Origin of the sequence: Pseudomonas sp. R3.Fl, assembly GCF_023516765.1 — a bacterium.
In the GTDB taxonomy this organism is placed as follows: domain Bacteria; phylum Pseudomonadota; class Gammaproteobacteria; order Pseudomonadales; family Pseudomonadaceae; genus Pseudomonas; species Pseudomonas citronellolis.
This window is the reverse complement of sequence record NZ_JAMGSO010000001.1, coordinates 2189194-2210169: the sequence shown is the minus strand read 5'-3', so window position 1 is coordinate 2210169 and position 20976 is coordinate 2189194. Positions and strand designations below refer to the sequence as shown.

Genomic DNA, 20976 nt, shown 5'->3' with positions numbered 1-20976 from the left:
GCGGCCTTCTTCAGTCGGCGAAGCGAGCCACCATGTCCTCGTGGCTGATCGCCTTGCTTGCATCGAAGCTGTCCAGGCGGTCACGGGCGACGCGTTCCACGCGCAGGTCTTCCAGTTCGTCGAGCAGTTCCTGATAGGCCTCGACGTTGAGGATGACCGCTGCGGGTTCGTTGTCCTTGAAAACGATGAGCTTCTCGGTTTTCCGAGTTGCCACGTCCCGCAGCTTCGCGCTGAAGCTCCTCGCCATACTCGTGACGGACACCGCCTGATCAGCGCGGTCCATAAGTGCTGCCATTTCCTGGCCTCCCATCGGTGTATATCTATGGCCGATTAATTCGGCTCATTTAAATATGCTCGATTATGCGCTGAATTATGCGCTTTACAAGCCGTGCATCGATGGGGGGCAGGTGCAGGGAAGGTGGAGTATCCATCGCGCTTGCCGATGGCGGGCTGAGGTGGATTCGATTCGGACCGTTCCTGCGGCGCTATCGGCATCGGCCTGCCCGGACGATGCGACGGTCTGATTCAGGGGAGCGACGGACCTGGGTGCTTCTGGTCTAGGCTCTAGGTCTATCCGTCGATCGCCGAGGAACCCGCCATGCAACGCCTCACCGCCCGCGATTTCCCGCCCGAGCTGCTGGAGCTGTACGACCACTACGCCCACGGCCTGATCAACCGCCGCGAGTTCCTTCAGCGCGCTTCGCTGGTGACCGTCGGCGCGGCTGCCCTGGTGGAGGCGCTGAGCCCGGACTATGCGCTGGCCGAGCAGGTGCCGTTCACCGATCCGGACATCGTCCCCGAGTACATCGCCTACGACTCGCCCAAGGGCAACGGCAAGGTGCGCGCCTACCTGGTGCGGCCGGCCAATCCCGTGGGCAAGCTGCCAGCGGTGCTGGTGGTGCATGAGAACCGCGGGCTCAACCCCTACATCGAGGACGTGGCGCGGCGGCTGGCCAAGGCCGGGTTCATCGCCCTGGCGCCGGACGGGCTGAGTTCCGTTGGCGGCTATCCGGGCAATGACGACAAGGGCCGCGAGCTGCAGGCCAAGGTCGACCCCGAGAAGCTGATGAACGATTTCTTCGCCGGCCTGGAGTGGCTGATGCGCTACGAGGGCGGCACCGGCAAGGTCGGCATCACCGGCTTCTGCTATGGCGGCGGGGTGGCCAATGCGGCGGCGGTGGCCTACCCGGAGCCGGCCGCGGCGGTGCCTTTCTACGGGCGCCAGCCGCGCAGCGAGGACGTGCCGCGGATCCAGGCGCCGCTGCTGCTGCACTACGCCGAACTGGACACGCGCATCAACGAGGGCTGGCCGGCCTACGAGCAGGCGCTGAAGGCTGCGGGCAAGACGTACGAGGCGTACATCTACCCCGGCGTGAACCACGGCTTCCACAACGATTCCACACCGCGCTACGACGAGGCCGCGGCGAAGCTCGCCTGGGACCGCACGCTGGCCTGGTTCCGCCGCTACCTGGCCTGACTGCGTCCTGCGGCCGCAGCCTGCCGGTCAGGAAAGGCTTGCCCTGGCGGCTGGACGTGGCAAGCTAGCGGCCCTCCCGTCCACCCCTTCCGCATCATGTCGCTCAATCGCAAAGTCGTTCTCGCGGGCGTGCTCATCGTGGCCTGGCTCGGCATCCTGTTCGCCGCCTTCTGGTCGTTCCAAGGCCGCTACCTGCGCAGCTATCCCGATACCACCCAGCTGTTCGATGGCCAGGCGCTGCAACTGCCGGCGCAACTGGCCGGCCCGGGGCATATCCGCGTGGTGCATTTCTGGGACCCGGAATGCCCGTGCAACGTCGCCAACCAGCAGCACCTGGCCTCGCTGATCAAGCGCTTCGAACCCCAGGGCGTGGACTTCTACGCCTACCGCAAGCCCGGCACCCAGGGCCGCCTGGCCAGTGAGCTGTGGGGCCTGAAGCCGCTGCCGGAATTCCCCTCGCCGCCGCCCATCGCCGCCAGCCCCTCGGTGGCGGTGTGGGACCGCGACGGCAAGCTGGCCTACTTCGGCCCCTACAGCGAAGGCGCCACCTGCACTTCGGCCAACAGCTTCATCGAGCCGGTGATCCAGGCGCTGGTCGAAGGCCGCCAGGTGAAGTCCCCCAGCACCCTCGCCACCGGCTGCTACTGCGACTGGTAACGGCGTTGGGCCTTGCGGCCCTGGGAGCGGCTTTGGCTTTTCGTAGGAGCGAGCTTGCTCGCGAACAGGGGTTACCGGTGGCGTAGGTGCTGGGGGTAAGAGCGCCCTCTCCCCAACCCTCGGCTGCGCGCCCCGCCCTGAAGGGAGAGGGGGCTGTCCTCTGCGGGCTGGAGGTCAGGTGCCATCCTTACGCATTGTCATCCCCGTGAACGGTCGTACGTCCTGCATCACCGGGTGGGCTTGGCGTAGGGCGGATAACCGTTCGCGGTTATCCGCCGTTTGACCTTGGTCCCGGGGTGCGCCGGATTCGAACCCGAAGCTCCCGTTTCCGAGCGCTCCGGGCTTGACCAGGAAGCCAGCGTCGAGATGGGTGTAACGGCGTACAACCGCGAACGGTTGTACGCCCTACAGCGTCAGCGTGAAACGCTCCACCAGCGCGCCTGGCAGTAGCTGGGTGGCTGCGCTGCGGCGTCCGTAGGTGTTGGTGTCGATGCGCAGCGAGCGTTCTTGGGTCAGCGCCTGCAGGTGTTCGCCGAGCAGGCTGTAGAGGCTGTTGTCGAAGCGCATGCTGGCCAGGGGCGCGACTATCCGGCCGTCTTCCACCCAGAAGCTGGCGAAGCGCGTCATGCCGGTGATGCGCGCGGCGGCCAGGTCCGAGTAGTTCAGGTACCAGAGGTTGCCGATGTACAGGCCGGTGCCCAGGCGCGCCAGCACTTCGTCCTCGGGCAGTTCGCCGGCGGCCATGACCAGGGACTGCGGCGTCTCGTGGCTGTTGGCGCCGTAGGCGGGCAGGTTGAATTCCTTCGCCGAGCGCGGGCTGACCAGTTGGCCGACCATGCGCCCGCCCTCGATCAGCGCCTGGTCGCGGCGCAGGAAGCCGTCGCTGTCGAACAGCGGTTCCAGGCCGGCGCTGGCCGCTTCCTCCAGGCTGACCTGCGGCGACAGGCTGGCATGGCCCAGGTGCAGCGACAGCAGCGGGCTCTGGCGGGTGGCCAGTTCGCGGGCGGAGAAGCCGCCCCAGCACAGCAGCGAGATGATTTCCTCCAGCGCCGCCGGCGCCAGGTAGGCGCGGTAGGCGCCGGGTTGCAGCGTGCGCCGTGGGCGTTGCAGGTAGTCCAGCTGCTCGCGGGCGCGGACGAAGGCCTGGCCCAGGGCGGCGGCATCCCAGTCACGCGCGGCGTAGGTGGTCTTCACCGCCTCGCCGTTGCTGGCGAACAGGCTCCAGTCCAGGCTGGCGCTGCCGGCGGCGTGCCAGCCGAAGCTGCCGCGGGTGTTGGCGAAGCCGCGGTACAGCGGGCCGCCGGCGTAGATGCCGACCAGGTCCAGGCCTTGCGCCCGGGCGTCCACCTGGTCGATCACCTCGCGGACTTCCGGCAAGCGGCCGGGGGCTTCCTGGACGCGGGTCCAGGGCTCGTCCTCCAGCAGCAGGTACGGGTCTTCCGGGACCACTTCCAGGGTGCCGCGCAGTTGTTCCAGGCCTTGCTGCAGGCGCTGGCGGTCTTCCTCCGCGCTGCCGGTCAGGCTCAGTTCCAGGCTGGCGTGGCGCGCGCCGCGGATCAGCCGCAGCTGCGCCTCGATCTGCAGCACGCGGGTGGCCTGGCGCACCCGGGCGTGGTTGAAGCGCACGAAGTCGGAGTCCTCGGCGGCGAGCCACAGGCTGAATTCCTCGTCGCCGCGCAGCCGGCCCTTGAGCCAGTCGGCGAGTTCGCGCAGGTGGTCGGGGGACAGTCGCAGTTGCATCAGGCCTGCCCTCCGAACACGGTGACGTCCTTGAACACGCAGGCCGGCGAGGCGTGGCCGACGGTGATCGCCTGGTTGGGCTCGCCCTTGCCGCAGTTGGCGGTGCCCAGCACGCTGAAGGTGGAGGCGTCGCCCACCGCGCCCAGGCTGCGCCAGAACTGCGCGGAGATGCCGCGGTAGTTGGGGTTGCGCACCACGCCGGCGAGTTCGCCGTTTTCGATCAGCTGGCCCCATTCGCAGCCGAACTGGAATTTGTTGCGCGCGTCGTCGATGGACCAGGAGCGGTTGGTGGCCATGAGGATGCCTTTTTCGATGCCGCCGATCAGTTGCGCCAGGCTCTGGTCGCCGGGCTCGACGTTGAGGTTGGCCATGCGGTCGATGGGCGCGCGGTTCCAGCTGCTGGCGCGGCTGTTGGCCACCCCGGCGAGCTGGCTGCGGGCCTGGGACAGGGCGCCGCCCAGGGGGCGCTGAAGGATGCCGCCGGCGATCAGCAGCCGGCGCTCGGCGGGGGTGCCTTCGTCGTCGTAGGCGTAGCTGGCCAGTTCGTCGGGCACGTCCGGGGCGAAGCTGACGTTGAGCAGCGGCGAGCCGTACTGGTAATGGCCGAACATGTCCGGCGTGACGAAGCTGGTGCCGGCGTAGTTGCGCTCGTCGCCGAGGATGCGGTCCAGCTCCAGCGGGTGGCCGATGGATTCGTGGATCTGCAGGATCATCTGGTCGGGCATCAGCAGCAGGTCGCGGGTGCCTTCCGGGGTGTTGGGCGCCAGCAGCAGTTGCAGGGCCTCGTCGGCGACGCGCGCGGCGGCGCCGGCGAAGCCGCTGTGCAGCACCACCTCGGCGCCGCCCTGGCGCGCCACGTCGAAGGTGCGCGTCTGGCTCTGCCGGCCGTCGAAGGCGGTCACCGAGAGCCAGGGGTAGAGGCGCTGGGTCTCGTGCAGCAGGTCGCTGCCGTGGCGGTCCAGGTACAGCTGCCGCTCGCGCACCACGCGCAGGCTGGCGGACCAGTCGACGATGCGTTCCTCGCGCGGCACCGCGGCGCATTCCGCGCGCAGCAGGTCCAGCCATTGCGCCAGGTCCGGCAGCGGGGTGTCGAGGTTCGGGCTGCTACGCCGCTGGCGGCCGAGGTCGGCGCCGGTCTGGGCCGGGCGCGGCAGAGCACGGGCGGCGATGCCGGCGGCGAGCTGGCGGGCGCGCTCGAAGGCCTGGCGCAGGCCCTGTTCGCCGAGGTCGCTGGTGGCGGCGAAGGCTTCCACGCCATCGACCTCGGCGCAGAGCATGGCGCCCTGGTCGAGGCCGTGGCGCACCGGGTCGGGCTGGTCGCGGGTCACGCCGCAATCGAGGCTGTGCCGCTGCACCAGGCGCAGGGAGCGGAAGGCCGGGTCGTGGCGCAGGGTGGAAACGAAGTGGCGCAGGGCCGCATGCAGGCTGTCGGGCATCCGGGGGCTTCCTGGGGAGGGGCGAACCTTGGATTGTGCTCCTGCCGCAAACTTCATTGCCAGTGTGAAAAAGGGGGAAAGAGCGTAGGGGATGGCTTTGGCTTTTGGGCTTTTGGGCTTTTGGGCTTTTCGGCTTTTCGTAGGAGCGAGCTTGCTCGCGAACAGTGGTTACCGGCGGCGTAGGTGTTGGGGGATAAGAACGCCCTCTCCCCAACCCTCTCCCTGAAGGGAGAGGGGGCTGTCCTGAGTGGGCTGGGGGTCAGGTGTCATCCTTGCACATCGTCATTCCCGCGAACGGTTGTATGCCCTACGGAGATGGGCCTGGCGTAGGGCGGATAACCGTTCGCGGTTATCCGCCGTTTGACCTTGCTCCCCGGCGCGCCTCGGTTACGGGTAATGCTCCAGCAGATACCGCAGCGACGCCGGCAACATGGGCCCATGCCCCAGACCATCGAACCGCTGGTACTGCACCTGCAGGCCCGGCACCTTGGCCAGGTCGGCGCTCAGTTCGCGGGCCGGGCGTTCGGCGTCGCCTTTCAGCGGGCCGCGCGGGTTGCCCGGTTCGTCGCCGCCGCGCATCAGCAGCAGGCGCGGGCGGCTTTCGCCCAGGCGTTGTTGCAGGCCGGCGGCTTCGCGGACGATGGCGCCGTCGTGCCACCACAGCGAGGGGCTGGCGGCGGCGTAGGCGCTGAACTCGCCGGGGCGGGTGAACAGGGCGTGGAGCACGGCCAGGCCGCCGTAGGAGTGGCCCCAGAGGGTCTGCCGGCTGGCGTCGATGGGGGCGACGGCGGCGACCATGGGGCGCATGCGTTGGCGCAGCAGGTCGAGGAAGGCGTCGACGCCGCCGCTGGGCTGGCCGGTCAGCGGGTCGAGTTGCCTGGCCTCGCCGGGCAGCGGCGGGGTGTAGTCGTAGGTGCGGGCGTTGCGTTCGATGCGCTGCTCGGTCTGGTAGCCGACCGCGACCAGCAGCGGCGCCTGGCCGCTGGCGAGCTTTTCCAGGCTGGCGGCATCGAGCGCGCCGAGGGCGGCGTTGCCGTCGAGCATCCACAGCACCGGGTAGCCGGCGGCGGGCGCCGGACGTTCGGGCTTGCCGACCCACAGGCGGTAGTGGCGCTGGCCGTCGGCGGAGTCGAGTTCCAGTTGGGTGAAGCGGTAGGCCAGGTCCTGGCGTTGCAGCAAGGTGGTGTCCATCTTCTGGTCCGGCGCCGGTTGCGCCAGGGCCGCCGGGGCCGGCGCGGCCAGTGCCAGCGCCAGGACCAGGGGCAGGGTGGTGGTTTTCATCAGGCGATCTCGTCTGCCGGCCCCCGCCGGGAGCGGGGGCCGGGTGGTCCTCAGAAGGACGCGGTCAGGCTGGTGTAGAGGGTGCGGCCGGGTTCGTTGTAGGTGGCGGCGCCGGCGCCGGCGATGTTGGTCACGCCCTGGGCGTTGCCGGCGCGGTACAGGCGCTTGTCGAAGATGTTGTCGACGCCGGCGGTGAGGCTGAGGTTCTTGCTGATCTTGTAGGTGCCGCTGGCGCCGGTCAGCGCGTAGGGCGAGAGCTGGTCGTTGGCGCTGCCGGTCACGCGGTTGCCCTGGTAGTCGTACTTCTTCGGCTTCTGCTTGCCGTACCAGGCCACGCTCAGTTGCAGCGAGAGGTCGTCGCTGGCCTGCCAGTCGAGCATGGAGTTGAGGGTGTACTTCGGCGTCACCGAGAGCACGTCGCCGGTTTCCTTGTTCTTCGACTGCAGCATGTAGGTGAAGTTGTTGTTCCAGGTCAGCTGCGCGGCCAGCGGGACGCTCAGGGTGCCTTCCAGGCCCTCGACCAGCGCCTTGGGCACGTTCTCCCACTGGTAGATCGAGGCGTTGGCGTAGCTGCCGGTGCCGCCGGTCGCGCTGCCCACCGGGGTCAGGCCGGAGTCGATCTTGTTCTTGTAGTCGTTGCGGAAGTAGGTCAGCCCGGCGACCCAGCCGTCGTCCTTGAACTCGATGCCCAGTTCCTTGTTGACGCTGGTCTCGGCCTTGAGGTTCTCGTTGCCCTGCAGGTAGCAACTGGTGCTCTGCCCGTAGCAGCCCTGGCCGCGGCTGTAGAGCAGGTAGTCGGGGTTGAGCTGGTAGAGGTTCGGCGCCTTGTAGGCGCGGGCGATGCCGGCCTTCAGGGTGAGGGTGTCGCTCAGCGCGTGGGACAGGTTGAGCGACGGGCTCCAGTTGTCGCCGACGATGCTGTGGTGGTCGAAGCGCAGCGCCGGGGTGAGCATGGTGCCGGGGAGGATCTCGATGTTGTCCTCGGCGAACAGCGAGAAGATCTGCGCCTGCGAGGTGGTGTCGCGGCCGGCGCTGGTGAGGCCTGCGACCGAGCCGCCCTCGGTGGTGGTCTGGGTGTTGGCGCTGGGGTCGTCGAGCTTCTGCTGGTTCCACTCGCTGCCCAGGGTCAGGGTTTGGTCGCGCCAGGCGTGCAGCGGCAGGTTGACTTCGCCGTGGGCGGTCAGGTCGCGCAGGGTCGAGGTGTAGAAGTCGGTGTTGCTGAAGATGCCCTCGGTGCCGCCGGCCAGGCCTTCGTTGATGCGGCTGTTGCGCGTCTTCTCGTACTGCAGGTAGGCCATCGAGCTGCCGAAGTCCCAGTCGCCGCGGTGGGTGACCGAGTAGTTCTCGCGGTACATGATGTTGGTCTCGTGACCCAGCATGCTCTTCACGTTGGCGTTGCTGTTGGTGTTCTGGGTGTCGCCGGTGTAGATGTTGCCCTGGCGGCTGAAGCCGCTCTCGAACTCGAGGCTCTGGTTGGGCGCCAGCTTCCAGCTCAACTGGCCGTTGATGTCCTTGTTGCGCACGCCTTCGCGGCCGGCGGGGAGGGTGCCGGCCTGGTTGCCGGTGCGCGCCGATTCGTGGCCGGCGTTGATGTCCCAGTCGTCGGCGTCGGTCTTGGCCAGGTTGCCGTAGACGCGGTAGCTGAGGGTATCGGTCAGCGGGCCGTTGAGGCCGAAGCTCACGCGCTTGCTGGCGCCTTCGTCGCCGTGCTGCGGGAAGTTCTGGTAGACGGTGAGGTTGCCGTGGGTTTGCTTGGCCGCCTGCTTGGTGATGATGTTCACCACCCCGCCCATGGCGCCGGAGCCGTAGCGCGCCGCCGCCGGGCCGCGGATGACTTCGATGCGCTCGACCTGGTCGGCCGGCACCCAGTTGGTGTCGCCGCGGGTGTCGCGCTCGCCGCGCCAGCCGTAGCGCACCGAGCTGCGGCTGCTGACCGGCTTGCCGTCGACCAGGATCAGGGTGTTCTCCGGGCCCATGCCGCGGATGTCGATCTGCCGGTTGTTGCCGCGCTGGCCGCTGGTGGAGTTGCCGGTCAGGTTGACCCCCGGCATGGTGCGGATGATCTGCGAGAGGTCGTTGGCCGGCGGGCGCTTGGCGATGTCCTCGGCGGTGATGACCGACACGCCCGGGGCCTGCTTGGTTTCTTCCTGGGCGGTGGCGACCACGGTCTGGCTGTCCAGTTCGACGGGCTGCTCGTCCTGGCTGGCGGCATGGACGGCGCTGGCCAGCAGGCAGCTGGACAGCAGCAGGAAGGGGACTAGGGGTTGGGCACGGGACGACATCTTCGATCTCCGGAAGTTCAGCCTGAAGGCGAGAGATCGAAGATGATAATCACTAACAATTGCGAGTAAAGCGCATTAACTTTCTAAACACTTCCAGGCCGCCGGCAACAGCAGGTGCAGGCACAGGCCGGGGTGGGCGTTGGTGGCCCACAGGCGGCCGCCCTGCAGCTCGATGGCGCGGCGGGCGATGGCCAGGCCCAGGCCGAAGCCGGCGCCGCTGCCTTCCAGGCGCTGGTAGGGCTCGAAGATGCGCTCAAGGTCGGCCTCGGCCACGCCGGGGCCTTGGTCGCGCAGGCACAGGTGCCAGTGCCGGCCTTCGCGCCAGCCGTCGAGGCTGACGCGGCCGCCCGCCGGCGAGTGGCGGATGGCGTTGCGCAGCAGGTTCTCCAGGGCCTGGGCCAGGCTGTCCAGGTGTACCTGCACGCTGCATTCGGTGCCCAGCGAGCAGGGCAGGCGCGCGGGCTCCCAGCCGCTTTCGAAGCAGGCGTCCTCGCGCAGGGCTTCCCACACCGAGAGCACCAGCACCGGTTCGGTGGGCAGTTGCGGGCGCTCGGTGTCCATCCAGGCCAGGTCGAGGGTGTCTTCCAGCAGCCGCTGCATGTCGGCCACTTCGCGGCCCAGGCGCTGGCGCAACTGCTCCGGCGGCAGCTCGCTGTCATGGGCGATGCGCAGCCGTGCCAGGGGCGTGCGCAGTTCGTGGGACAGGGTGCGCAGCAGCAGGCGCTGCTGGGCCAGGCTCTGGCGCAGGCGCGCGGCCATGTGTTCGAAGGCCTGGGCCAGTTCGCCCAGTTCGTCGCGGCGCTCCTGCAGCGGCAGGCCGGGGCTGTCGAGGTCGTCGGCGCGCAGGGCGTCGGCGCGGTCGCGCAGGCGGTTGAGCGGCACCACCAGGTGGCGGTACAGGGCCAGGCCGAGCAGCAGGGCCAGCAGGGTCGGCGCCACGCCGTGGGTGATGACGTGGGTCCAGGGCGTCAGGCCGCTGGGCAGCAGGCGCTCGGGCAGCTGGATGACCAGGCGGCCGTCCTCAGGGTGTTCGGGGAACTCGATGCTGACGTAGGGCAGTTCATCCTGCAGGCGCCGGCTCATGGGCCAGTCGAGCTTGCGCATGAAGGTCAGGTGGCTGGCTTCCTCGGCGCTCAGCGGCGTGGTGCCGAGGCTTTCCAGGCGCGGGCCGACCAGGGCGACCCAGGTGTCTTCCTCGCGTTCCAGCTGGCGGCGGAAGGCTTCGGCGCCGGCCGCGCCGCCCTGGCGCCAGGCCTGCTCGGCCTGCAGGGCGTAGCGTGCGAGGTAGAGGCGGTCGGCTTCGTCGAGGAAGTAGGTGCTGCGTTCCACCGACAGGCCCCAGTTCCAGAGCAGCCAGGTCAGCGTCAGGCAGAAGCCCACCTGCAGCAGGGCCAGCTTCCACAGCAGCGGGTGGCGGCGCATCAGGCACCGTCCGTCTCGACCAGCACGTAGCCCTGGCCGCGCACCGCCTGGATCTGCAGGTGCTGCGCGCCGATGGCGGCGAGCTTGCGGCGCAGGTTGCAGACGTGCACGTCCAGGCCGCGGTCCAGGCGGGTGTAGGCGCGGTGCAGCACGCTCTGGTAGAGGAAGGCCTTGCTCAGCGCTTCGCCGGGGTGCGCGCGCAGGGTCGCCAGCAGGCGGTATTCGGAGCCGGTGAGGCCGGCGGCGCGGCCCTGGTGGGTGACGTCGCGGGCCTCCTCGTCGAGGGTCAGCTCGCCGTCCCGGGGGGCCTCGGCCGGGCGCCGGTCGAGGGCCACGCGGCGCAGCAGGGCGTCCACCCGGGCGTCCAGCTCGGCCAGGCTGAAGGGCTTGGGCAGGTAGTCGTCGGCGCCGCGGGTGAAGCCGCTGATGCGGTCCTGCTCGGCGCCCAGGGCGGACATCAGCATCACCGGCACGGTCTGCCGGCGGCGCAGTTCGTCGAGCAGGCTGAGGCCGTCGACGCCGGGCAGCATGATGTCCAGCAGCACCAGGTCGAAGCGGCCCTCGCGCAGCGCGGCCAGGCCCTGGGTGCCGTTCTCGCAGGCGCGCACGGCGAAGCCGCGGGCCAGGAAGTGGCGTTCCAGGTCCGGGCGCAGGTGGGCGTCGTCTTCCACGAGGAGTAGTTGCGGTGACACGTGATCAGCCATGGATGAGAACAAAAAGCAATTGCAAATGATCCCACTGGCGGTGGGGGCGGGGCAATGGCTGGGTGCTGGCATTTCGTCGCATCTGAGGTGCTTGGGGGGAATGGGATGGTGCTTTTCGTAGGAGCGAGCTTGCTCGCGAACAATGGCGTCAAGTCTTGCTCCGGAGCGATGTCGAAGCCGGTCCCCTCTCCCCAGCCCTCTCCCTGAAGGGAGAGGGGGCTTGTCCGTGCCGAGAGGAGGAATGGCTTCAGTCGGAAACCAACGGTGCTGCCGGCTGACTCCAGAACATCCGTGTCTGCCCAACGGCCCCCTCTCCCTGAAGGGAGAGGGGACTTGTCCGTGCCGAGAGGAGGAATGGTTTCAGCTGGCAGCTTTCGGTACTGCCGGCTGACTCAGGAATATCCAAGCACTCCGAACGGTCCCCTCTCCCTTCAGGGAGAGGGTTAGGGAGAGGGTGCTCTCAGTCTTGGCGCCGAAGCCCCATTCGCGAGCAAGCTCGCTCCTACGAAAAGCAAGCTCGCACCCGGCTGGCCCCAACGATCAGCGGCGTGCCGCTGTAGGGATCGCTCAGCAGCGTACAGCGCACGCCATACAGCGCTTCCACCAGCTCCGCCGTCACCACCCTGGCCGGCGCGCCTTCGGCCAGCACCTGGCCGCCCTTCATCGCCACCAGGTGGTCGGCGTAGCGGCAGGCGCTGGACAGGTCGTGGACCACCATCACCACCGTCTTGCCGGCTTCGGCCAGGTGGCGGATCAGTTCGAAGACCTCGATCTGGTGGCCCAGGTCCAGCGCCGAGGTGGGTTCGTCGAGCAGCAGCAGCGGGGTGTCCTGGGCGATGGCCATGGCGATCCAGGCGCGCTGGCGCTGGCCGCCGGACATGGATTCCAGCGGCCGCTCGGCCAGCTCGCCGAGGTCGGCGGCGGCCAGGGCGGCGTCCACCACCTTCTGGTCCTCGGCGCTCCATTGCTGGAACAGGCCCTGGTGCGGCTGGCGGCCGAAGCGGATCAGCTCGGCCACGGTGAGGCCGTCCGGGGCGCTGGCGTCCTGGGGCAGCAGCGCCAGGCGCCGCGCCACTTCCTTCGACGGCAGGCTGGCGATGGCCTTGCCGTCGAGCAGCACGGCGCCGCCGCTGGGCTTCTGCAGGCGCGCCAGGCCCGCCAGCAGGGTGGATTTGCCGCAGCCGTTGGGGCCGACGATGGCGGTGACCTGGCCGGCCGGCAGGCGCAGGTTCAGGCCTTCGATGATCGGCCGCTTGCCGTAGGCCATGCACAGGCCGCGGGTTTCCAGCGGGGCGACGGGGTTCGGGTTCATGGCTGTCTCCCGGAGGGTTGGCGCAGGATGATCCACAGCAGGTAGGGCGCGCCTATCACCGCCATGACGATGCCCACGGGGATTTCGATGGGCGCTAGCAGGGTGCGTCCCAGCCAGTCGGCCAGCAGCGTCAGCAGGGCGCCGGCCAGGGCCGCGTTGAGCACCGGCACGCCGTGCTGGCCGCCCAGGTAGCGCGCTGCCTCGGGGGCGATCAGCGCCACCAGGCCGACCGGCCCGGCCACCGCCACGGCCAGCCCGGTGAGGGCCACGCTCAGCGCCAGGGTGGCGATGCGCATGGCGCCCAGGCGCACGCCCAGGCCGATGGCCACGCTGTCGGAGAAGCGCATCGTCGTCAGTGGCCGCGTCAGCAGGCGCGCCGCCGGCAGGCCCAGGGCCAGGCCGCCGGCCAGCAGCCACACGGCCAGCGGCGGGCGGGCGTTGAGGCTGCCGACGGTCCAGGGATAGGCGGCGTTGGCCGCGTCTATGTCGGCGCGGGCCAGCATCAGGTTGGTCAGGGCGCCGAACAGCGCGCCTATGCCCAGGCCGACGACGATGAAGCGATAGCCGCGGGCGCCGGCCCCGGCGGCGAGCAGGAAGGTCAGCGCGGCGGCGCTGGCGGCGCCGGTCAGGGCCAGGGCCGAGGGCGCCAGGCTGGTCGGCACCGCGACTATGGAGGCCACGGCGAAGGCGGTGGCGCCGTTGTCCAGGCCGACCATGCCCGGGGTGGCCAGGCGGTTGCGCGCCAGGGTCTGCATCAGGCAGCCGGCGGCGCCCAGGGCCGCGCCGCTGAGCAGGCCGGCGAGCAGGCGCGGCAGGCGCAGTTCGCGCACCAGCAGTTGCTGGAAGGGGTCGCCCTGGCCGCCGAGCAGGGCGGCGATGGCCTGGCCGGCGCCGAGGCCGTCGCCGCTCAGGCAGAACACGAAGGCGGCGGCCAGCGCCGCCAGCAACGCCAGGCCGACCATGAGGCTGCGGCGGTGCCAGAGCAGCGACAGCCGGCCCAGGCGCAGCAGGCCGTAGCCGTGGGGAGAGGGCGCGTTCATTGGCGTTGCAGCGTCGGCAGGCGGTGCGAGCGCACCACGGCGATGAGGATGGGCGCGCCGACGAAGGCGGTGACCACCCCTACCGGCATCTCGTAGGGGCGCACCAGCAGGCGCGCGATTATGTCGGCCAGCAGCAGTACGCAGGGCCCCAGCAGCAGGCACAGGCCGAAGCAGCTGCGGATGTCGCTGCCCACCAGGCGGCGGGCGATGAAGGGTACGATCAGACCGAGGAAGGCGATGGGGCCGGCGGCGGCATTGGCCGTGCCCACCAGCAGCGCCACCGCCAGCAGGGTGGCCAGGCGCACCCGCTGCGGGTGGTGGCCGAGGCCGCTGGCGACGCGTTCGCCCAGGGCCAGGGCGGCCAGCGGGCGGACCAGCGGCAGCGCCACCAGCAGGCCGAGCAGCAGTCCCGGCAGGCTCCAGTGCAGGGTATCCAGCGGGCGGCCGGCGAGGCTGCCGACCACCCAGAAGCGCACCTCGTCGGCGGTGCGCTGGTCCCACAGCAGCACCAGGCTGCTGAGCGCGGTGAGCAGGCCGGAGAAGGCCACCCCGGCCAGCACCAGGCGCACCGGGTCGTCGCCCACCCCGCGCAGGCGCGACACTGCCAGCACCAGCAGGCAGCCGCCCAGGGCGCCGAGCACGGCCACCGCCAGGTTGAGGCCGGCGGCGGTGGCGCCGAGGTTGATCGCCAGGGTCACGGCGAAGGCCGAGCCGGCGCTGACGCCCAGCAGGCCGGGCTCGGCCAGCGGGTTGCGCGTCACCGATTGCAGCAGCAGGCCGGCGGCGCCCAGGGCCACGCCCACCAGCAGGGCCAGCTCGGTGCGCGCCAGGCGCAGCACGCCGACGACGAAGCGGGTGTCTTCGTCGGCGCCGCCGAACAGGGCTTGCAGGCTGGCCCACGGGCCGGCGTCGCCGGCGCCCAACAGCAGGCTGGACAGGCACAGCAGCAACAGAAGCGAAGCCGCCAGCCCGAGGGCCAGCGGCTGGGGCAGGCGCGCGGGCAGCATCAGTTGGCCAGCGCCTTCTCCACGTCATCCAGCACCTGCTGGGCGGCCAGGTAGCCGGAGCTGCTGCTCCAGATCTGCCCGTCGACGCTGGCCAGGTGCCCGGCCCGCACCGCTTTCAGGCGGGTGAAGGCCGGTTGCTGGCGGGCTTCGGCCAGGGCCTTCTCGCCGTCGGGGTTGAGGGTGGCGAGGAAGATCCAGTCGGCATCGGCCTTGGACAGGTTCTCCAGGCTGAGGATGTCGGTGTGCGGGCGCTGGGTCTGCTGCGCCGCCAGCGGGTTGGGCTGCAGGCCCAGCTGGTCGAGCAACTGGCCGGCGAACAGGTGGCTGGACATCATGATCGGCCCCTGCGGGTTCCAGCGCACCACGCTGAGGCTGGTGTTGGCCGGCAGGCGCGGGCGCAGCCCGGCGATGCGCTGGTCGAGTTCCTGCAGGCGCTGCTCGGCCTCGGCGTTCCTGTCCAGGGCCGCGGCGTAGGAGCGGAAGGCCGCGCGCCAGTCCTCCAGGGCGCCGCCCTTGGGCACCACGGTGGGCGCCATCAGGCTGAGCTTGGCGTACTGCTCGCGGGTCAGGCCGGGGCTGGCGAGGATCAGGTCCGGGCGCAGCTTGAGCACGGCTTCCAGGTTGACCTCGCGCACGGTGCCCACCAGCGGCAGCTTGCCGGCCTTGGCCTTGAGGTATTCGGGAATATCGCTGCCGCCGCGGCTGGCCAGCGCGCCCAGGGGCTGCACGCCCAGGGCGAGGGCGGCGTCGAGGGTGTTCTCGCCCAGGGCCACCACGCGCTGCGGGTGGTCCTTGACCTGCACCGGGCCGAAGGCGGTGTCCAGGGTGGCGGCGCTGGCGCCGCTGGGCAGCAGGAGCAGGAAGGCGCTGGTGACGGCGGCGGCCGCGCAGGCCAGTAGGCGGCGGGAGAGGGGAAGGGCTCGGGCTTGCATGGAGGTTTTCCTGAGGCGCCGAAGATGGCGGGCGGTTGGGAAACGCCCATAGATACGACAGAAGCGAGTTGGAATCACTCGCATTTACCGTTTTTTTACAACTGCGATGATTTATGTCAAAGCCGCGCGGCAGAGCGCCGCGCGGTTCGCCCGGGTCAGTGGCCGGCCCACAGCGCGCGAGGAATGCACACCTGGCCGTCGAACAGCAGGCGCGCGGTGCGCACCAGGCCGCAGCCGGCCACCTGGCCGTCGCGCAGGCGGATTTCCACGCTGAATTCGCCGCTGGGATGTTCCACCGCCAGGCGCCGCACCTCGCCTTCGCCAGCGCGAGCGCGAGCGACGTCCTGCGCCACCGAGCCTTGCACCAGGCAGGCGCTGGCCACGCTCACTGCGCCGAACACGCCGATGGAGGCGTGGCAGCGGTGCGGGATGAACGAGCGGGTGTTGATCGCCCCGCCCTGGCGCGGCGCCGAGACCAGGCACATCTTCGGCACGTTGCGCTGGCCGACGTCGCCCAGGTTCATGTGCGGGCCGGCCTGCAGGCGGATGGATTCCAGGCGCGCCTTCAGTTCGGCGTCGGCGTCCAGTTCCTCGCGGCTCTCGCAGCCGCTGCGGCCCAGGTCCTCGGCGCGCAGCAGCACCACCGGCATGCCGTTGTCGATGCAGGTGACCTCGATGCCGTCGAAGCTGTCGCGGGCATTGCCGGTGGGCAGCAGGGCACCGCAGCTGGAGCCGGCCACGTCGGCGAACTCCACCACCAGCGGCGCGGCGCTGCCGGGCACGCCGTCGATGCGCGTGTCGCCGGCGTATTCCACCTCGCCATCGGGCGTGGGGACGTGCGCCACGGCGATCTGCCCGGTGTTCTCCATGAAGATGCGCACCGCCGTGCTGGCGCCGCGCACCGGCACCAGGCCGCGCTCGATGGCGAAGGGGCCGACGCCGGCGAGGATGTTGCCGCAGTTCTGCCCGTAGTCCACCCGCGCCTCGTCCACCAGCACCTGGGCGAACAGGTAGTCGACGTCGGCGTCCTCGCGGCGCGAGGCCTGGACGATGGCGACCTTGCTGGTCAGCGGATCGGCGCCGCCGAGGCCGTCGATCTGGCGCTTGTCCGGCGAGCCCATCACCGCCAGCAGCACGCGCTCGCGCAACCCGGCGTCGGCGGGCAGGTCGGTGCTGAGGAAGTAGGCGCCCTTGGAGGTGCCGCCGCGCATGAGCAGGCAGGGGATGCGGGTCTGGCTCATGTTCAGCCTCCCAGTTCGTCGAGGCTGTCCACGTAGCGCAGGCCCTTGGCGGCCAGGCGTGGGCGCATCTCGTAGATGTCCAGGCCGAGTTCGCCGGCGGCCAGGCGCAGGCGCTTCTGTTCTTCCAAATCGGCGCGCTTGCGTGCGGCTTCCAGCACCTGGGCCGCTTCGCCGTGGCGCACCACGACCACGCCGTCGTCGTCGGCGACGACGATGTCGCCGGCGTTCACCAGTTGCCCGGCGCACAGCAGCGGCAGGTTCACCGAGCCGAGCACTTCCTTCACCGTGCCCTGGGCGTTGATGGCCCTGGACCAGACCGCAAAGCCCATCTCGCGCAGGGTGTGGCTGTCGCGGATGCCGGCGTCTATGACCAGGCCGCGCACGCCGCGGGCCTTGAGCGAGGTGGCGAGCAGGTCGCCGAAGTAGCCGTCGCTGCACGGCGAGCTGGGCGCCACCACCAGCAGGTCGCCGGGGCGGCACTGCTCGACGGCGACATGGAGCATCCAGTTGTCGCCCGGCGCCACCAGCACGGTCACCGCGCTGCCGGCCACCGCCACGCCCTGCTGGATCGGGCGGATGCCGGTGTTCAGCAGGCCCTTGCGGCCCTGGGCCTCGTGCACGGTGGCCACGCCGAGGCGGCCGAGTTCGTCGATCACTTCCGGCGCTGCGCGGGGGATGTTGCGCACCACGATGCCGGTCTTGCCGATCAGCGCGCTCATGCCAGGTTCTCCGTCACGCGCGGGAAGATGCTCTGGAAGCCTTCGGCGTAGACGATGTTGCGCGCGCTGGTGATGCCGACGTTGCGCTTGGCCTGCACGCCGCGCTGCAGGGCGACGCGGGTGTAGTACTCCCACAGGTGTTCCTGGCCGGCCATGCACTGGATGGCGGCGTACTTTTTGTCCCACACGCCGGTGATGTCGAGGAAGGTGTCCGGGCGCCATTCGCACTGCTCCGGCTGGTGCGGTTCGAAGGCGTATACGGGCGGCGCGCCGACGATCTTCTCGCCCGGCTTGTAGCCTTCGGCCTGGGCGATGATGCGCGCCTCCTGGGCGAGGTTCATGGCCAGCGGGTGGTCGTAGTTGTACGGGTCCTTCAGCGAGTGGCTGAGGACGAATTCCGGCTGCACGCGGCGGAACACGTCGGCCAGGCGGAACAGGGTGTCCTGGTCGGCGCGCATCGGGTAGTCGCCGATGTCGAAGAACTCGACGCTGGCGCCGAGGATTTCGGCGGCGGCCAGGGCTTCCTCGCGGCGCGCGGCCTTGACCTTCTCTTCGGTCATCTCGCCCTTGCGCCACAGCTTGGCGGATTCGCCGCGCTCGCCGAAGGACAGGCAGACGATGTGCACGGCGTAGCCCTGCTCGGCGTGCAGGGCGATGGCGCCACCGGCGCGCCAGACGAAATCGGCGGAATGGGCGCTGACCACCAGGGCGGATTTTTGTGCTGCGTTCATGTGGGTGGGCTCCGGTTGGGAATGTGTCGAGGATGTCACCGAGGGCCACGGCGGACTAATGCGTTCAGTTGTTGGAGGTATGCGTTCTGCTTATTGCGCTTGTCGGGAGGGCTGGGCATAGTCCCGTCGGAGTAGGGCTGCGCGCCGGGAGGGGATATGAGCGACTTCGAGCTGCCGAACCTGATGCAGGTTCGCGCCTTCGTCCGCGTGGCGGACCTGGGCAGCGTGTCGCGGGCCTCGGAGGCGCTGTTCCGCGCGCAGTCGGTGGTCACCCGCGCCATCTCCGAGCTGGAGGCGCGGCTCGACGCGCCGCTGTTCGAGCGCCACGCCAACGGCATGCGCCTGACCGACTACGGCGACTGCGTGCTGCCCCGCGCGCGCCGCGTGCTGGCCGAGCTGGAGAGCGTGCCCAGGGTGCTGGGCGCGGCGCCGGTAGAGCCGCTGTACCTGTTCCAGGGGCGGCGCCTGGAGGTCTTCGTCAAGCTCTGCGAGACGCGCCACATGCAGACCGTGGCCAGCCACTTCGGCCTCAGCCAGCCGGCGGTCAGTTCGGCGCTCAAGGTGCTGGAGGGCGGCTGCGGCCGGCCATTGTTCGAACGCACCCCGCGCGGCCTGCAACCGACGCGGGCGAGCCACGAGATCCTCTTTCCGATCCGCCGCGCGCTCAACGAGCTGCGCCACATCGAGACCGACCTCAGCGCCATGCGCGGCAGCCTGCAGGGCGTGGTGCATGTCGGCGCGTTGCCGCTGGGGCGCACGCGCATCCTGCCCGAGGCCATCGTCCGCCTCACCGCCGAGCATCCCGGCGTACGGGTGATCACCAACGAAAGCCCGTTCGACCTGCTGGCCACCGAGCTGCGCGCCGGCGACCTGGACTTCGTCTTCGGCGCCCTGCGCTCGGCGGACTACGCCAGCGACCTGGCCGGCGAGGCGCTGCTCACCGAGGAGATGGTGCTGCTGGCGCGCCGTGGCCACCCGCTGCTGGAAGGCACCCGCGAGCTGGCGGAACTGCAGCGGGCGCGCTGGGTATTGCCGCGCGCGGGCTCCCCTGCTCGGGGCCTGCTCGACGCCTGCTTTGCCGCCTCGGGCATGGCCGCGCCCTGGCCGGTGGTGGAGAGCGGCGACCTGGCGACCATCCGCGGCCTGCTGCTGCGCTCGGACATGCTCGCGGCGGTGTCGGCGCACCAGCTGGAACACGAGATAGCCTCCGGCGAGCTGTGCCGCCTGCCGGTGCAGCTGCAACAGACCACCCGCGCCATCGGCCTGACCTGCCGCAGCGGCTGCCTGCATTCGCCGGTGTCGGCGGCGTTGATGCAGAGCATCCGCGAGGTGGTCCAGGGGACAGGGCCCTACACCCTGTAGGAGCGGGCCCTGCCCGCGATTCGCGCGCAGGGCGCGCTCCTACAGGGGAATGGTGCGGGTGGCGTAGCGTAGGAGCGGATCTCATCCGCGAATCGCGCCGGAGGTTCCGGCTATCGCGGACAAGGTCCGCTCCTACGGGGGAGAATGCCATGCCTCACGGAAACCTGTAGGAGCGGGCCCTGCCCGCGAAATCGCGCGCAGGGCGCGCTCCTACAAGGGAATGGCGCGGGTGGGGCAGTCGTAGGATGGGTTGAGCGAAGCGATACCCATCGCCATGGCCGCATGGGTTTCGCAAGCTCAACCCATCCTACGAAAGCGCCTCGGCGTGGGGCCTACAGCAGGCTCAGCGGATAACTCACGATCAACCGGTTCTCGTCGAAGCTGTTCGTGCGCCCCCAGTCGCGGCGCATGTTGGAGTTGCGCCACTTCACGTTCAGCGTCTTCAGCGGCCCGGACTGCACGGTGTAGGCCAGCTCGCTCTCGCGGGCCCATTCGGTGCCGTCGTCGGTGCTGGCGTTGTGCACGTTGTCGCCGTGGATGTAGCGGTTCATCAGGGTCAGGCCGGGCACGCCCAGGGCCGCGAAGTCGTAGTCGTGGCGCAGTTGCCAGGAGTGTTCCCTGGCGCTCTCGAAGCTGGAGCCGAAGGCGTCGTTGGCCAGGGTGCCGCCGCTGGCGCCGTTGACGCGGAACCATTCGTCGTCGCCCATGACCTTCTGCAGCCCGACGTAGAAGGTGTTGCCGCCGACCTTCGCCGAGAACATCCCCGAGGCGGTGCGGTTGTCCAGGTCGCCGGCCTTGGCGCTGCCGTCTTCCTGGCCCCAGAAGTAGCCGAGATTGGCGCCCAGCACCCAGTCGCCGAGCGGCTGGATGTGCTGCACCTGCAGGTACTGCTGTTGGTAGATGTCCTTCAGTTCGGCGTTCCACAGGCCGACCAGGGTGCGCTCGTGGTTGAAGCGGTATTCACCGCCGACGAAGTCGAAGCGGTCGGAGGTGTAGGCCGTGCGGTTGAACAGGCTCATGTCCTCCATGCTGGCGTCGTTGCGCGGGCTGTTCTGGCGGAACTCGCCGCCGTAGAGGGTCAGGCCGGCGATTTCCTTCGAGGTGAGTTGCGCGCCCTGGAAGGTCTGTGTCAGCGAACGGCCGTCGTCGGAACGCAGGATCGGCAGCGCCGGCGCCCATTCGCCGACTTTCAGTTCGGTCTTCGATACTCGCGCCTTGCCGGCCACCGCCAGGCGGCCGAAGTCGTCGGCCGGGCGGCCATCGTCGTGCACCGGCAGCAACTGGGTGCCGGCGGTGCCCTTGCCGCCATCGAGCTTGACGCTGTACAGGCCGAGCACGTCCAGGCCCAGGCCGACGGTGCCCTGGGTGAAGCCGGACTTGAAGTCGAGGATGAAGCTCTGCGTCCATTCCTCGGCCTTGCCCTGGGCGGCATCGCCGGTGTAGTCGCGGTTCATGTAGAAGTTGCGCAGGGTCAGGCTGGACTTGGCGTCGTCGAGGAAGCCTTCGGCCAGGGCCTCCAGCGGCAGGGCCGAGGCCAGGGCCAGGGTGCAGACGAGACGGTGCTTGGTCGGGCGGATCATTGTTGTTGTTCTCCGTTTCTTGGGCAAAGCGTCGCCGGCCAGCGGCACGATGG

The 20976-nt window shown here is 69.8% G+C and carries 18 protein-coding genes; 3 read left to right on the top strand and 15 right to left on the bottom strand.

All coding sequences use genetic code 11. From position 1 onward, the window contains the following. Window positions 1–10: 10 nt before the first annotated feature. Entirely contained in the window at window positions 11–214 is a 204-nt protein-coding gene (locus tag M8R19_RS09505) for a hypothetical protein (RefSeq protein ID WP_370311046.1), read from the bottom strand. Window positions 215–598: 384 nt separating this feature from the next. On the opposite strand from M8R19_RS09505, the gene yghX reads away from it, so the two are divergent. Then, complete coding sequence (yghX, locus tag M8R19_RS09500) at window positions 599–1477, top strand: YghX family hydrolase (protein ID WP_249917658.1); 879 nt, start codon at window positions 599–601, stop codon at window positions 1475–1477. A gap of 96 nt (window positions 1478–1573) precedes the next feature. Continuing rightward, window positions 1574–2134 (top strand): DUF6436 domain-containing protein, encoded by a 561-nt coding sequence (locus tag M8R19_RS09495; protein ID WP_009618327.1) that lies wholly within the window; start codon window positions 1574–1576, stop codon window positions 2132–2134. 405 nt (window positions 2135–2539) lie between these two features. On the opposite strand, the gene M8R19_RS09490 is transcribed toward M8R19_RS09495, so the two are convergent. The 13 genes from M8R19_RS09490 to galB form a co-directional block, all read right to left on the bottom strand. Continuing rightward, a complete protein-coding gene (locus M8R19_RS09490) occupies window positions 2540–3874 on the bottom strand; it encodes a TldD/PmbA family protein (RefSeq protein ID WP_074976760.1) in 1335 nt (444 codons plus the stop codon). Then, complete coding sequence (locus M8R19_RS09485) at window positions 3874–5310, bottom strand: TldD/PmbA family protein (protein ID WP_116422497.1); 1437 nt, start codon at window positions 5308–5310, stop codon at window positions 3874–3876. The genes M8R19_RS09490 and M8R19_RS09485 overlap by 1 nt, the downstream gene beginning before the upstream one ends. 387 nt (window positions 5311–5697) lie before the next feature. Continuing rightward, window positions 5698–6591 carry an alpha/beta hydrolase gene (locus M8R19_RS09480; RefSeq protein WP_116422496.1) on the bottom strand — a complete coding sequence of 298 codons (894 nt, stop codon included), beginning with the start codon at window positions 6589–6591 and terminating at the stop codon, window positions 5698–5700. Between the two features lie 50 nt (window positions 6592–6641). Next, entirely contained in the window at window positions 6642–8873 is a 2232-nt protein-coding gene (locus M8R19_RS09475) for a TonB-dependent siderophore receptor (protein ID WP_249917657.1), read from the bottom strand. A gap of 75 nt (window positions 8874–8948) precedes the next feature. Then, entirely contained in the window at window positions 8949–10295 is a 1347-nt protein-coding gene (locus M8R19_RS09470; protein WP_249917656.1) for a HAMP domain-containing sensor histidine kinase, read from the bottom strand. After that, window positions 10295–10999 (bottom strand): response regulator transcription factor, encoded by a 705-nt coding sequence (locus tag M8R19_RS09465; RefSeq protein ID WP_249917655.1) that lies wholly within the window; start codon window positions 10997–10999, stop codon window positions 10295–10297. Before M8R19_RS09465 ends, M8R19_RS09470 begins: the two co-directional genes overlap by 1 nt. 502 nt (window positions 11000–11501) lie before the next feature. Then, a complete protein-coding gene (locus M8R19_RS09460) occupies window positions 11502–12311 on the bottom strand; it encodes an ABC transporter ATP-binding protein (protein ID WP_390895838.1) in 810 nt (269 codons plus the stop codon). After that, window positions 12308–13351 (bottom strand): FecCD family ABC transporter permease, encoded by a 1044-nt coding sequence (locus tag M8R19_RS09455; protein ID WP_249917654.1) that lies wholly within the window; start codon window positions 13349–13351, stop codon window positions 12308–12310. Before M8R19_RS09455 ends, M8R19_RS09460 begins: the two co-directional genes overlap by 4 nt. Continuing rightward, window positions 13348–14358: a FecCD family ABC transporter permease gene (locus M8R19_RS09450; RefSeq protein WP_181925950.1), complete on the bottom strand. Its 1011-nt coding sequence runs from the start codon at window positions 14356–14358 to the stop codon at window positions 13348–13350. Before M8R19_RS09450 ends, M8R19_RS09455 begins: the two co-directional genes overlap by 4 nt. Continuing rightward, on the bottom strand, window positions 14358–15290 hold the full coding sequence (locus M8R19_RS09445) for an ABC transporter substrate-binding protein (protein WP_249917653.1): 933 nt from the start codon (window positions 15288–15290) through the stop codon (window positions 14358–14360). Before M8R19_RS09445 ends, M8R19_RS09450 begins: the two co-directional genes overlap by 1 nt. Before the next feature lie 155 nt (window positions 15291–15445). Further along, complete coding sequence (locus M8R19_RS09440; RefSeq protein ID WP_249917652.1) at window positions 15446–16531, bottom strand: 4-oxalomesaconate tautomerase; 1086 nt, start codon at window positions 16529–16531, stop codon at window positions 15446–15448. A 2-nt stretch (window positions 16532–16533) separates the two neighbouring features. Beyond that, window positions 16534–17250: a 4-carboxy-4-hydroxy-2-oxoadipate aldolase/oxaloacetate decarboxylase gene (locus M8R19_RS09435; RefSeq protein WP_249917651.1), complete on the bottom strand. Its 717-nt coding sequence runs from the start codon at window positions 17248–17250 to the stop codon at window positions 16534–16536. Beyond that, window positions 17247–17981: a 4-oxalmesaconate hydratase gene (gene galB, locus M8R19_RS09430; RefSeq protein WP_249917650.1), complete on the bottom strand. Its 735-nt coding sequence runs from the start codon at window positions 17979–17981 to the stop codon at window positions 17247–17249. The genes M8R19_RS09435 and galB overlap by 4 nt, the downstream gene beginning before the upstream one ends. A 156-nt stretch (window positions 17982–18137) precedes the next feature. On the opposite strand from galB, the gene M8R19_RS09425 reads away from it, so the two are divergent. After that, complete coding sequence (locus M8R19_RS09425; RefSeq protein ID WP_249917649.1) at window positions 18138–19343, top strand: LysR family transcriptional regulator; 1206 nt, start codon at window positions 18138–18140, stop codon at window positions 19341–19343. 332 nt (window positions 19344–19675) lie between these two features. On the opposite strand, the gene M8R19_RS09420 is transcribed toward M8R19_RS09425, so the two are convergent. Then, window positions 19676–20923 carry an OprD family porin gene (locus tag M8R19_RS09420; RefSeq protein ID WP_249917648.1) on the bottom strand — a complete coding sequence of 416 codons (1248 nt, stop codon included), beginning with the start codon at window positions 20921–20923 and terminating at the stop codon, window positions 19676–19678. Window positions 20924–20976 lie beyond the last annotated feature (53 nt).

Bases quoted from the DNA above. Each gene is read 5' to 3' on its own strand.
- M8R19_RS09445 (WP_249917653.1), bottom strand. From the start codon at position 15,290: ATGCAAGCCCGAGCCCTTCCCCTCTCCCGCCGCCTACTGGCCTGCGCG.
- M8R19_RS09475 (WP_249917657.1), bottom strand. From the start codon at position 8,873: ATGTCGTCCCGTGCCCAACCCCTAGTCCCCTTCCTGCTGCTGTCCAGC.
- M8R19_RS09470 (WP_249917656.1), bottom strand. From the start codon at position 10,295: ATGCGCCGCCACCCGCTGCTGTGGAAGCTGGCCCTGCTGCAGGTGGGC.
- yghX (WP_249917658.1), top strand. From the start codon at position 599: ATGCAACGCCTCACCGCCCGCGATTTCCCGCCCGAGCTGCTGGAGCTG.
- M8R19_RS09455 (WP_249917654.1), bottom strand. From the start codon at position 13,351: ATGAACGCGCCCTCTCCCCACGGCTACGGCCTGCTGCGCCTGGGCCGG.
- M8R19_RS09450 (WP_181925950.1), bottom strand. From the start codon at position 14,358: ATGCTGCCCGCGCGCCTGCCCCAGCCGCTGGCCCTCGGGCTGGCGGCT.
- M8R19_RS09485 (WP_116422497.1), bottom strand. From the start codon at position 5,310: ATGCCCGACAGCCTGCATGCGGCCCTGCGCCACTTCGTTTCCACCCTG.
- galB (WP_249917650.1), bottom strand. From the start codon at position 17,981: ATGAACGCAGCACAAAAATCCGCCCTGGTGGTCAGCGCCCATTCCGCC.
- M8R19_RS09460 (WP_390895838.1), bottom strand. From the start codon at position 12,311: ATGAACCCGAACCCCGTCGCCCCGCTGGAAACCCGCGGCCTGTGCATG.
- M8R19_RS09425 (WP_249917649.1), top strand. From the start codon at position 18,138: ATGAGCGACTTCGAGCTGCCGAACCTGATGCAGGTTCGCGCCTTCGTC.
- M8R19_RS09465 (WP_249917655.1), bottom strand. From the start codon at position 10,999: ATGGCTGATCACGTGTCACCGCAACTACTCCTCGTGGAAGACGACGCC.
- M8R19_RS09435 (WP_249917651.1), bottom strand. From the start codon at position 17,250: ATGAGCGCGCTGATCGGCAAGACCGGCATCGTGGTGCGCAACATCCCC.
- M8R19_RS09480 (WP_116422496.1), bottom strand. From the start codon at position 6,591: ATGAAAACCACCACCCTGCCCCTGGTCCTGGCGCTGGCACTGGCCGCG.
- M8R19_RS09495 (WP_009618327.1), top strand. From the start codon at position 1,574: ATGTCGCTCAATCGCAAAGTCGTTCTCGCGGGCGTGCTCATCGTGGCC.
- M8R19_RS09490 (WP_074976760.1), bottom strand. From the start codon at position 3,874: ATGCAACTGCGACTGTCCCCCGACCACCTGCGCGAACTCGCCGACTGG.
- M8R19_RS09440 (WP_249917652.1), bottom strand. From the start codon at position 16,531: ATGAGCCAGACCCGCATCCCCTGCCTGCTCATGCGCGGCGGCACCTCC.
- M8R19_RS09420 (WP_249917648.1), bottom strand. From the start codon at position 20,923: ATGATCCGCCCGACCAAGCACCGTCTCGTCTGCACCCTGGCCCTGGCC.